The sequence below is a fragment of the Corynebacterium glaucum genome (assembly GCF_002287505.1).
Classification (GTDB): Bacteria; Actinomycetota; Actinomycetes; order Mycobacteriales; family Mycobacteriaceae; genus Corynebacterium; species Corynebacterium glaucum.
In genome coordinates, this window is record NZ_CP019688.1 from 559,575 (window position 1) to 571,212 (window position 11,638).

11 protein-coding genes are annotated in these 11,638 nt (G+C 65.0%); 10 read left to right on the forward strand and 1 reads right to left on the reverse strand.

The window, feature by feature from the left end; all coding sequences use genetic code 11:
* Positions 1-4: 4 nt before the first annotated feature.
* Both CGLAU_RS02760 and manA read left to right on the forward strand, forming a co-directional pair.
* On the forward strand, positions 5-1,018 hold the full coding sequence (locus tag CGLAU_RS02760) for a hypothetical protein (protein WP_095659382.1): 1,014 nt from the start codon (positions 5-7) through the stop codon (positions 1,016-1,018).
* Positions 1,019-1,071: 53 nt separating this feature from the next.
* Entirely contained in the window at positions 1,072-2,250 is a 1,179-nt protein-coding gene (manA, locus tag CGLAU_RS02765; RefSeq protein ID WP_095659383.1) for a mannose-6-phosphate isomerase, class I, read from the forward strand.
* On the opposite strand, the gene CGLAU_RS02770 is transcribed toward manA, so the two are convergent.
* Complete coding sequence (locus CGLAU_RS02770) at positions 2,247-3,161, reverse strand: hypothetical protein (RefSeq protein WP_095659384.1); 915 nt, start codon at positions 3,159-3,161, stop codon at positions 2,247-2,249. The genes manA and CGLAU_RS02770 overlap by 4 nt on opposite strands.
* A gap of 260 nt (positions 3,162-3,421) precedes the next feature.
* Between CGLAU_RS02770 and CGLAU_RS02775 the strand changes: the two genes are divergently transcribed.
* The 8 genes from CGLAU_RS02775 to hpf all read left to right on the forward strand — a co-directional run bounded on the left by CGLAU_RS02775 (position 3,422) and on the right by hpf (position 11,615).
* Positions 3,422-3,793 carry a DUF4259 domain-containing protein gene (locus tag CGLAU_RS02775; RefSeq protein ID WP_095659385.1) on the forward strand — a complete coding sequence of 124 codons (372 nt, stop codon included), beginning with the start codon at positions 3,422-3,424 and terminating at the stop codon, positions 3,791-3,793.
* A 148-nt stretch (positions 3,794-3,941) separates the two neighbouring features.
* Complete coding sequence (ahcY, locus tag CGLAU_RS02780; protein ID WP_095659386.1) at positions 3,942-5,396, forward strand: adenosylhomocysteinase; 1,455 nt, start codon at positions 3,942-3,944, stop codon at positions 5,394-5,396.
* A complete protein-coding gene (locus CGLAU_RS02785; RefSeq protein ID WP_095659387.1) occupies positions 5,396-6,001 on the forward strand; it encodes a dTMP kinase in 606 nt (201 codons plus the stop codon). The genes ahcY and CGLAU_RS02785 overlap by 1 nt, the downstream gene beginning before the upstream one ends.
* Positions 6,002-6,010: 9 nt before the next feature.
* Complete coding sequence (gene mtrA, locus CGLAU_RS02790) at positions 6,011-6,712, forward strand: MtrAB system response regulator MtrA (protein WP_095659388.1); 702 nt, start codon at positions 6,011-6,013, stop codon at positions 6,710-6,712.
* 18 nt (positions 6,713-6,730) lie between these two features.
* A complete protein-coding gene (gene mtrB / locus CGLAU_RS02795) occupies positions 6,731-8,389 on the forward strand; it encodes an MtrAB system histidine kinase MtrB (RefSeq protein ID WP_415877150.1) in 1,659 nt (552 codons plus the stop codon).
* Positions 8,382-10,091, forward strand: a complete 1,710-nt coding sequence (lpqB, locus tag CGLAU_RS02800; RefSeq protein WP_095659389.1) for an MtrAB system accessory lipoprotein LpqB — start codon at positions 8,382-8,384, stop codon at positions 10,089-10,091. The genes mtrB and lpqB overlap by 8 nt, the downstream gene beginning before the upstream one ends.
* On the forward strand, positions 10,091-10,705 hold the full coding sequence (locus tag CGLAU_RS02805; protein ID WP_095659390.1) for a ComF family protein: 615 nt from the start codon (positions 10,091-10,093) through the stop codon (positions 10,703-10,705). Before lpqB ends, CGLAU_RS02805 begins: the two co-directional genes overlap by 1 nt.
* Before the next feature lie 94 nt (positions 10,706-10,799).
* Complete coding sequence (gene hpf / locus CGLAU_RS02810) at positions 10,800-11,615, forward strand: ribosome hibernation-promoting factor, HPF/YfiA family (RefSeq protein ID WP_095659391.1); 816 nt, start codon at positions 10,800-10,802, stop codon at positions 11,613-11,615.
* The last annotated feature ends 23 nt before the right edge of the window (positions 11,616-11,638 follow it).

Sequence of the window (11,638 nt, forward strand, 5' to 3'; positions counted from 1 at the left end):
CGCCATGGACTATTACGAGGGCGCCCAGCACTATGACCGTGAGACGGTGCGCTTTTTCGATGTCGCTCACGAGGGCGCGCAACTGCGCGCTGTGTCGGGATCGCTCGACGCGCTCACGCGACTGCGTGGCATGAACCCGCGGTCCGTTGTTGTGGTGGGGACGGATCAGATTGCGTTGGCCGCCGCGCGTGCGATGGTCGAGCTGCGCACTCCAGTGCCGCTGCCGGTAGTGGTTACCGACACGCTGCCGAGCTACGTCGGGGCGCTCGATGTGGTGGTCATGGTCGGTGATGCGGCCGCGCGCGAGCAAGATCTCAAAGGGTTGCTCTCCGCAGCCAGCCGCGGGTGCGAAACAATCCTCGCTGGTCCCGGCAGGGGGCCATTGCTTGACGACGCCCCGCCGCAGACCACCATCATCCCAGCCCTTCCCACGGCCGCGGGTGCTTCCCCGGCGCGCACCATGGGCGTGGTTGGGGCCGTCCTGGACGCGCTGACGGGTGATGTCGAGGAGATCACGCAGGCCCTCGAGGTGGTCGCCGATGAGGTGGATCGCGAACTTGAGTCGCTCTCGCCGGAGCGCGACGAGACCATGAATCCGGCACGTCAGCTGCGCGCGTTCGCGGCGGATTCGCGGGTGCTGCACACAGGGACGAGTCGCTGCGGCGCGACCATTGCTGCGCTGATCGCGGATCTGTGGTCCGCCCGCGGCATCCCGTCAGGCTTCGTCCACGCCGAGGAACTGCCGTTGGCCACCGAGTTTTCCCGCCCTGCCGGCGGGGTGGGCGCCAACGACATCTTTCACGACCCGTTCATTGATGGGCCGTTGGAGCTGGTACCGTTAAAGACCATTCTGTGGGCACAGCAGGCACAGCCCGACAGTGCTGCTGCGGGCGAGTCTGCCGTGCCCAATTTGCGTGTCGAAGCAGTTGAGGCCGTAGGTCTTGGCGACACGGCGCAAGCCCTCCGCCTTATCACCCGCGCCTACGCCGCGACTGCGCTCGACGATCCGACTGCGTGAGTTGCTGCTCGCAGGAGGAGTCAAAGAGAGCCAGAGATAGAAGGAGATGTCGGATGCAGCTGCTCGAGGGGACACTTCGAACCTACCCCTGGGGTTCGCGCACCCTACTCGCAGAGCTCCGCGGCCTTCCCGCGCCGAGCCCGACACCGGAGGCTGAACTGTGGTTCGGTGCCCACCCGGCTGCGCCGTCGATGCTCGGCGGGCACCCGCTAGACGACATCATTGCCGCCGACCCCGAAGCTGCACTCGGCGCGCGAGTGGCGGGGGAGTACGGCAACCAGCTGCCGTTCCTGGTCAAGCTCCTCGCAGCTGGCGAGCCGCTCTCCATCCAGGCGCACCCGTCGCGTGAACAGGCGCAGGAGGGATTCTCCCGCGAGAACTCGCAAAATATCGCCCTCGACGATTCACGCCGCAACTACAAGGACCCGAACCACAAGCCGGAGCTAATTGTCGCTCTCACGCCGTTCCGGGCGCTCGCCGGATTCCGCCCCACGGAGCGCACCCAGCAATTGTTTGCCACACTCGGCGGGTTGGATCGCTACAGCTCCATGCTTGTCACAGACCGCCCCGAGGAGGGCCTGCGGGCAGTGTTCACCACGCTCATTTCACTCCCCACAACGTTGCGCATGAGCGTGCTTAACGACGTCAAGGCTGGCGCGGAGACCACCACCAACTCGGGGGCTGAACCGTGGATCGTCGATGTTGCGCAAACCTTCCTGCAGCTGACCGACCGTTACCCGGGCGACGTTGGCGCACTTGCTGCACTGATGCTAAACCTGGTCACGCTCGAACCGGGCGAGGCGCTCTACCTGGACGCGGGGCAGCCGCATGCCTACCTGTCCGGGCTTGGCGTCGAAGTGATGGCGAACTCAGACAACGTGCTGCGCGGCGGGCTGACTTCGAAGCACGTCGATGTCCCCGAGCTTGCGCGAGTGCTCAATTTCGCAGCACTCGAGCGCCCGCACGCCAAGTCGACGAAAAATGGTGGGGCGGAGCATTTTGAGCTCCCAATTGAGGACTTTCGCGTCAGCCGCCACACCTTAGCCAACGGCGACACTTTGCAGGTTGACACGGACGGCCCCGCAATCGTGCTGTGCACCGCTGGACGAGCGGCGATCGGCGACTTGGAACTCCAACCAGCGCAGGCCGCGTGGATCCCCGCCGCCGAACCATCGGTAGCGTTCACTTCCACCGGCGATACGCCCGCTGAGCTGTTTTTGGTCAGCGCCTAGGACGCTTCTGCCGGCGCGGTCTCACCTTGCGGCGCGGGTGCCGATTCCAGCTGTGCGGTCTCCGCAACGGATGGTGTGACGGTCGGCGCCACCGACGGCGTCATGGTCGGTGCCACCGATGGCACCATCGGTGCCGGAGTCGCTGACTCACGGCTGGTGTCGGATGATGCTGGCGCGCGTCCTTCGTTCGTTACCTGCTCACTGCCCGCGTTTGTGCGCATTTCGTCGTGGGCCTCGGAGTCAGGGCGGGGGTGCTCAACCTGCTCTTGTGGTGGAGCTGGGTCCGGCGTGGTTGCCGGGCCCGGTTCGGCCGGTGCGCTTGTCTGCACACCGTCCGCAGGAGTGCTCGGCGGGGTGGTGACCCCATTCGTGTCAGGCGTCTGTGCAGTTGCAGTTGCAGTTGCTGGTCCAGGTGCTGGTTCGGTCGCGTCGCCTCCGCTCGCGGTTGGCGGAACCACATTCGTCGGGCGGTAGATGGCGGTCGGCGCAGTAGACCTCGGCGCGGAAGTCACCGCAAGCGGCGGCGCGTACGGGTCCGACTCCATTCGGTAGTTCGGGTTGGGGCGGCCTGGCGCGTTGTTGAGAAGCGCCTCTCCTTCGATGCCGTAGACCCCGGAGGTCGGTGGGAGCCCGGAGTCGGCGAGCGTCTGCGATGTCAACGCGAGGGTCGAATGACCGGCTCCAGAACGTGACGCCGAGTTCGCGGATTCGCTACCTTCTGTGTCGCTTGCTGCGCTGCTGCGGGAGGACTTGGGAGAAGTGGTCTGTTCCACGGTCGCAGTGTCTGCTGCGTAGCCGGCGGTACTGGTTCGTCCAGGGGTCGACGCGCCCCACACGGCGAAACCCACAATCACTGCGATGGCAAGGCCGATCGCCATGAACGCGCCAACTCCGCGGCGGCTACCGTTCATGGTGAGACCTCCTTTGTGCTAATTGCTCAGACCCCGTTCAGTTACGAAATGATAACGGGCTGCGCGTCAAGTCGAAAGTGTGCTCACCCTACCGCGCGCTATATGTGACTGTAATCACGTTTTTGGAGTCCCGAAATCGGGGGAAACCCTAGCGGGACAAGCGTTCGCTGGCGTATATAGGGCTAGAGCGTGTGACCTACTTCTACCGCCGTTCGCGCGTTCCGCAGCGGCACCGCCCGTACGCATCGAAAGGACGACACATGAGCACGTGGGACCAAGAGATCTTTTCCGCCGAAGCGAACGCCGACTTTTTGGATGAGTTGGCGCAGCTTGAGCCTGAGGAGATTCTTGAGGCCGTCAGTGATGCTGTACTCCTCGCTGCCGGCGGGAACTCAGCGAGCGAGGAAGAGATCCTCAACGGTCAGGCCGCGGCCACCATCGCCGCAATCTGGGCGGGCGCGCCGTTCTCCGCGGGAGAAATCGCCGAGTCTTACCCGTTCATCCGCTCAAACCCGGGCGAAGTCAGCGAGCAACTCAACGAATCCGCGGTAACGGTGCTGGAAAAGGTGAGTGCAGATGCCGATGCCGATTCGGATACCGACATCGACCAATTCATCGAAGCTCTGTCCTAGGTTCTCTGTCTTTAGAGCAGCTGCAGGGGTCTGCCAGCGGCGCGCACCGGCGCGATGGGGACGCAGTTCGCGCAGCTACAGGCACGGCTACAGTAGGTGCAGCAAACAGACCGAAAAATATCGAATCCTTGTCAAGGAGAGCACCTCTATGGCTGACGCGGCCAACCCCACCGTGGGCGACTACAAGATCGCCGACATCAACCTCTACGAGTCCGGACGCAAGCAGATCGAGCTCGCTGAATACGAGATGCCGGGCTTGATGGCGCTGCGCGAAGAGTACTTCGACGAGCAGCCGCTGGCGGGGGCGCGTATCGCCGGCTCGATCCACATGACCACCCAAACCGCGGTGTTGATTGAAACCCTCACCGCGCTTGGGGCCGAGGTGCGCTGGGCTTCGTGCAACATCTTTTCGACGGAGGATCCCGCGGCGGCTGCGGTGGTCGTCGGCAAGCATGGGAGCCCTGAGAACCCCGAGGGTGTGCCTGTGTTTGCCTGGAAAGGTGAGACCCTCGACGAGTATTGGTGGTGCTTGCGGCAGGTCTTCGACTGGGGCGATCAGTACCCGAACATGATTCTTGACGACGGCGGCGACGCGACCATGGCCGTGATCAAGGGCACCGAGTTCGAATCGGCCGGAGCCGTGCCGCAGCCGCAGGAGGGCGACTCGGACGAGCAGATCGCGTTCTTCAACATGCTGCGCGAGGTCCTTGAGGAAGATCGCACCCGCTGGACCCGCACCGCTGAAGAAGTCAAGGGTGTCACCGAGGAGACGACCACTGGCGTGCACCGCCTGTACCACTTTGCCAAGGAAGGCGTTCTGCCGTTTCCGGCGATAAACGTGAACGACGCGGTGACCAAGTCGAAGTTCGACAACCGCTACGGCACTCGCCACAGCGTCATTGACGGCATTAACCGCGCCACCGACGTGCTCATCGGCGGCAAAAAGGCCTTGGTCTGCGGCTACGGCGACGTGGGTAAAGGTGTTGCAGAAGCGCTGAACGGCCAGGGCGCGATCGTGAGCGTCACGGAGGTCGACCCGATCAACGCATTGCAGGCGCTCATGGACGGCTACGCGGTCACCACTGTGGAGGACGCGATCGGTGACGCAGACATCGTCATCACCGCGACCGGCAACCTGGGCATCATCACGTTCGATCACATGCTGCAGATGAAGGATCACGCGATCCTGGGCAATATCGGCCACTTCGACAACGAGATCGACATGCACTCGTTGATCCACCGCGACGATGTCACCCGCACGAATATCAAGCCGCAGGTGGATCTGTTCGACCTGCCGAGCGGCAACGCGATCATCGTGCTCTCCGAGGGGCGCCTGCTTAACTTGGGTAATGCGACCGGCCACCCGTCGTTTGTCATGTCCAACTCTTTTGCCGACCAGACGATCGCGCAGATCGAGCTGTTCACCAACGCCGACCACTACGACAACGAGGTGTACCGCCTGCCGAAGATTCTCGACGAGAAGGTCGCCCGCATCCACGTCGAGGCCCTCGGCGGCACGCTCACCGAGCTGACCAAGGAGCAGGCGGAGTACATCGGGGTCGACGTCGCAGGCCCGTTCAAGCCGGAGCACTACCGGTACTAATGATCATCGCAATCGAGGGTATCGATGGCGCCGGCAAGCGCACGCTTGTCGACGGGCTCTTGGAACCGTTGCAGGCCACCTCGCTGGCGTTTCCCCGCTACGACGAATCGGCAGCCGCGCAGTTGGCCCAGGCGGCGCTGCACGGCGAGATGGGGGATATGACCGATTCGGCCCACGCGATGGCCGTGGTGTTCGCGCTGGATCGCCACGGCGCGCTGCCGGTATTGGAGCGTTACGCCGGCAACCCCGATGAGACGATCATATTGGACCGCTACTGCGCCTCGAACGCCGCTTACACCTGGGCACGCACCGGGGACGCAGCTGCGGCTGATTGGGTCGCGGAGCTGGAATTTAACCGCCTCGGCCTGCCGAAGCCGGATCTTCAGGTGCTGGTCGCCACGACCCCGGAGGTTGCCGGCGAGCGCGCTGCGAAGCGCGAGGCGGATGACGCGCAGCGCACCCGCGACCGCTACGAGCGTGACCGCGCCCTCCAGGAGGCGACGTTTGCGGCTTACGCGGCGCTTGCGCACGGGAGCTGGGCGAGTCCGTGGGTGAGCACCACTGATTCGGCGGTTATTATAAAGGCAGTACACGCACTGCGATAAGGAGCCGACATGATGCCGAAGATCCTGGTTGTCGACGACGACCCCGCCATCAACGAGATGCTGACCATCGTGTTGGAAGCGGAAGGGTTTGAAACGGAGTCGGTGACCGACGGTGCCGCTGCGGTTCCTGCGTTTCGCAAGTACGAGCCCGACCTGATCCTGCTTGACCTCATGCTGCCGGGTATGAACGGTGTGGATATTTGCCGCGAGATCCGCAGGGAATCCGCGGTGCCGATCGTGATGCTCACCGCGAAGACCGACACGGTTGACGTGGTGCTTGGCCTTGAGTCGGGCGCGGATGACTACATCACCAAGCCGTTCAAGCCCAAGGAGCTGGTGGCGCGCATCCGCGCGCGCCTGCGCCGCTCGGATGAGGAACCCGCGGAGGTGCTGCACATCGGCGACCTCACCGTCGATGTGCCGCAACACATGGTGACCCGCAGCGGCGCCGAGATCAGCCTCACCCCGCTCGAGTTCGACCTGTTGCTGGAGATGGCGCGTCGCCCGAATCAGGTGCACACTCGCGAAGAGCTGTTGGAGAACGTCTGGGGGTACCGCAACGCCTCAGACACCCGCCTTGTGAACGTGCATGTGCAGCGCCTGCGTTCCAAGATCGAGCACGACCCGGAGAACCCGGAAATCATCCTGACGGTGCGTGGCGTCGGTTACAAGACTGGCAAGCCGACGAGCACCGGCCAGGCGGGGGTGTAGATCCTGGCATCGAACCGGATCAGACGCGCTGGGGAGCGCGTCGCAGATGCTTGGCGCACCTCGCTGCAGGTGCGATTCGTGGGCACAGTGCTGTTGGTGTCCGCGGTGGTCATGTCCGTGCTTGGCTTCACTTTGGCCACGGTGGTCACGCAGCGCATCGCGCAGGCGAAGATCGATGCGGCGAGTGTGGAAATCGACCGGGCGCGCGTGGTCGTCGAGGAGCAAATCGACACCTCCGCCTCCACTTCCTCGTTGCAAGCACGGCTCAACTCGGCCCGGGCGAGTTTGACTCAGCGCACCCAGCAAGGTTCGGACGTGGCCAACGTCTATGAGCCGGTGCTGCTTGTGGAAAGCACCCACGGCACGGTGACCTCGTCGCCGGAGTCCTACCGGGTGCCGGAGCGGCTCGTCGAGTTCGTCTCGCAGGGCTACGTCGCCTACCAGTTCGCGGTGGTCGAGCGACCGGACGGCAGTCCGTATAACGCGCTGATCATCGGTACACCGACGGACTCCGACGTGCCGAACCTGCAGCTTTACCTGGTCACCAACATGGATAACGAAGCTTCCACGCTCGCGCTCATGCGCGGTTTGCTCGCCTCGGCCGCCCTCATTGTGATCGTGCTGTTGGTGGGCATCGCCTGGCTCGCCTCGCAACAAATCGTCGCCCCGGTTCGTTCCGCCTCGCGTACGGCGGAGCGCTTCGCCTCGGGGCATCTGCGCGAGCGCATGCCGGTGGAGGGCGAAGATGAGATGGCGGTGCTCGCCCTGAGCTTCAACAACATGGCGGAGCAGCTCTCGCGCCAGATCAACCAGCTCGAGGAGTACGGCGACCTGCAACGCCAATTCACCTCGGACGTCTCGCACGAACTGCGCACCCCGCTGACCACGGTGCGGATGGCGGCCGACATGATCGCGTCCGACCAGGAATCGCTCGAGCCTACGCAACGCCGCGCCTCCGAGTTGATGATCCGTGAGCTGGACCGCTTCGAGGCGCTCCTGACCGACCTGCTCGAAATCTCCCGCCACGACGCGGGTGTGGCGGATCTGGCCAGCACCATCATGGACGTGCGCACCCCGATCAACTCGGCGTGGGCACAGACTCGTTTGCTTGCCGACGAGCTGAATGTGCCCGTCGAGTTCGGCATCCCCGACCACGAGGTGAAGATCGAAGGCGATCCACGCCGCATCGAGCGGATCGTGCGCAACCTCATCGCCAACGCCATCGACCACTCGGAAGGCAACCCTGTCCACGTGGATCTGTTCGAGAACGACGAGGCAGTCGCCGTTACTGTCACGGATTGCGGCGTGGGCCTGAAACCCGGCCAGGAGGAGCTGGTGTTCAACCGGTTCTGGCGAGCGGACAAGTCGCGTAAGCGCCACTCCGGCGGCACGGGCTTGGGCCTCGCCATCGCTCGCGAGGATGCGCAGCTTCACCGCGGCACTCTCGACGCCGCGGGTGTCGCCGGCGAGGGTTCGCAGTTCCGCCTCGTGCTGCCGCGCGACCCGGAGGCCGGTTTCGTCCACGCGCCGGTCGAGCTGCGGGCACCAGGCGAGTCGAACGCGGTCGTTGAAGCGCGCGCGGCAGTCGAAGGCGCGGATGACGCGGCGGCGGGCGTGGACTGCGGAGACCAAGAGTGCGTCGATAAGCAACCTGCTCCGGAGGTGCGCGATGCGTAAGACTGCAATCCTCCCTGCACTTGGGCTTGTGGGGGCACTGACAGCGGGGTGCGCGACGCTGCCGTCGAACTCTGACCCGCACGTGCTGCGGCCGTTCAACTCGGAGGTCACTGCCGCCCCCGTTATCACGCCGGAGGCGGGGCGCGAGCCGGACCTGCTGCTGCGCGACTTCTTCTCCGCGTCGGCGATCCCGTCTTCGGACTACGAGGCCGCGCGCGCGTTCCTCACCCCGCAGGCCTCGGACGCGTGGGACGCGCAGGAGGAGACGATCATCGTGGACCGGTTGGGCGTGACCACGCTGCCGGGCGGGCAGGCCAACCGCACGTATTTCAACGTGCACGGCAACGTCGTGGGCATCCTCGGCCAGGGCGGCTCGTACCGCCCGGAACGCGGCTCATACGAGGCGACGATTGAGATGGAGCTGGTCGCAGGGGAGTGGCGTATTGCGTCGCTGCCTGCGGGCGTGGTGCTTGAGCGCACGGAGCTGCGCAATCAGTACATCCCGTTCAATTTGTACTTTTTCGACGGGCAGGGCCAGGAGCTGGTCACGGACCGCCGTTGGTTGTTCTCGCGGCGCGAAACGTTGCCGAGTGCGCTCATCTCGCTGATCATGGAGGGCCCGTCGCAGCGCCTCCAGCCCGCCGTCGCCAGCATCTTGCCCGCCGGCGCGTCGTACACCGGCTTCGAGGACGGCGCGTACACGTTCTCGGGCTTCGGTGGGGTGAGCGAGCAGGACCGCACGCGCTTCGCCGCGCAGATCGTCTGGACGCTCGCCTCGGCCGGCATCTCCGGGCCGTTCACGCTTGAAGCGGACGGCGCGCCCCTACTCACCGACACCCCGAAGCTCACCACCGACGATTTCGGCGAGCTCAGCCCACTTGTGCAGACCGCAGGCGAATCCACCCTTTACGCACTCAGCGATGGGAGCATTTCGCTTATCGACGGCGGGTCACTGACGCCTTTGGACAACGAACTGGGCAAGGAACAAAACGTCATTACCGCGGACATCACCGCCTCCGGGCGCTGGGCCGCGGTCACGGATGCAGGCGGCGGCGGAGGAGGGGCTTCGTTGCGCGCCGGGGCGTTCGGCGAGGAGTCGCGCGAACTGGTCACCGCGGATACTTTCACCCGCCCGTCCTTCGAGTCGAAGGCGGCCGCGGTGTGGACCGTTGCCGACGGCACACGCATCCTGCGCTCCGTCCAGTCCGCGGCCACCGGGGACGTGAACACCGAAGAGATTGTCGCGGAGTTGCCGGAGGGCGTGAGCGGCAACATCTCGGTGTTGCGGCTGTCGCGTTCGGGTGCGCGGGTGGTCATGGTCATCGACGGCCACCTCTACACCGGCATCGTAGAGCGCCGCGCGCCGGGCGAGCGCGCGATTGTCAACGTGGTCGAGTACGCAGCGGAGCTCGGCGGACAAGTGGTCTCCGCCGACTGGCAGCCGGACGGCTCGCTGATCGTGGGCACGTCGGTATCCGTATCCCCGGTGCTGCGCGTCGAACAGGACGGCTCGTCTGCCACCGCATTGTCCGTGGGCAATATCTCCGCGCCGGTGGTGGCGGTCGCCGCCTCGCCGAACATGCTTTATGTCACCGACGCCAACGCGGTGCTGCAGCTGCCCAACACCGGCGCGGACAACCCGCTATGGCGCGAGGTGCCGGGCCTGCAGGGGGAGCGGGCCCTGCCGATTGTGGCTCGCTAGTGGCAGGCCTGGGGGAGCTCATCCTGCCTCGCCGTTGCGCGGGGTGCGGGTTGGCGGGGCATGTGCTTTGCGACGCCTGCCGCACCCGCCTTGCCACGCCCCCGCGGCGCGTCTTTCCGCCGACCCCGCCGCACGCGCCGGTCTTCGCGTTGGGCCCGTACGCCGATGCGCATCGCTCGGTGGTGTTGGCGATGAAGGAGCACAACAACCGCATCGTGCGCCGCCACGTGGGTGCAGTCTTGGCAGCCGCATTGGAGTATTTGGAAGTGCGCGGCGAGATCCCGCACGGGGCGGTGCTGGTGCCGGCGCCGACGCGGCCGTCGTCGGCACGCGCTCGCGGGGGTGATCCGGTGGCGGCGGTGTGCCGCGCGTCCGGCAGGGCAGTGGTGGAGGTGCTCGAGCTGTCGGAGCGCGCCGCCGACCAGGCGGATTTGGATGCCGCCGCGCGCCGGGCGAACCTTGCTGGGGCAGTGCGCATCTCCGGTGTGCCGGCCAAGCAATGCATCGTCATCGACGACGTGGTGACGACTGGGGCGACGTTGACCGCAAGCGTCGAAATGCTGCTTGCTCACGGCGCCGATGTGGCTGCCTGCGTGGCAATTTGCGAAGCCTGATTTGCAAAAGCTGAATCAATCTATCGTCTGAATGGTTATTACCAGTTGTATACTCGGAAGTGACCCCGTTCCTACTATCTCTAGGAGGAAGCAGATGACATCTGCAGAGCACGATCAGGCCATCAACCAGGGCATTGACCAGGGCATTGGCCAGGGCATTGGCCAGGGTTTTGACCAGGGTTTTGAAACCGGTTCCGAGCAAGCTGAGGGGTTGAGCCCCTCCGCGCACGTGACCATCACCGGCCGCAACGTCGAAGTGCCGGAGCACTTCCAGGAACGTGTGAACACCAAGCTGGCGAAGATCGAGAAGCTTGATCCTTCGCTGACCTCCTTCCATGTTGAGCTGAAGCACGAGCCCAACCCGCGTCGTGAAGCGCAGGCGCAGCGTATTCAGATCACCGCAACCGGCAAAGGTCATCTCGCCCGGGCGGAAGCGAAGGAAGACAGCTTCTACGCCGCGCTGGAATCCGCGATTGGCAAACTGGAGCGTTCCCTGCGCAAGGTGAAGGTGCGCCGTGAGATCTCCCGCTCTGGCCACCGCGCCCCGAAGTCGGCCGGTGTCATGGCGGCAGAGCTTGCCAACCAGGCTGCGGAGGCCCGCGCCGAGGAGCCGGGCAAGTACGACGTCGACCCCTACGCCGATCAGTTTGCTGACCTCGAGCCGGGTCAGATCGTCCGCCGGAAGCTGCACCCGAACAACCCGATAAGCGTCGACGACGCTTTGAGCGAGATGGAGCTGGTAGGCCACGACTTCTACCTCTTCATCGATGAGGAAACACAGCGACCGAGCGTGGTGTACCGCCGCCACGCCTTCGACTACGGGCTGATCGCGCTCGCGCCGGAGACCGAGATCTCTGCGGCTGCCGGGGACCAGGCCATGAACCCGGCGTCTGCTGACGTGAAGGCGTAAGTACGGCGTAAGCACGAAGCCGT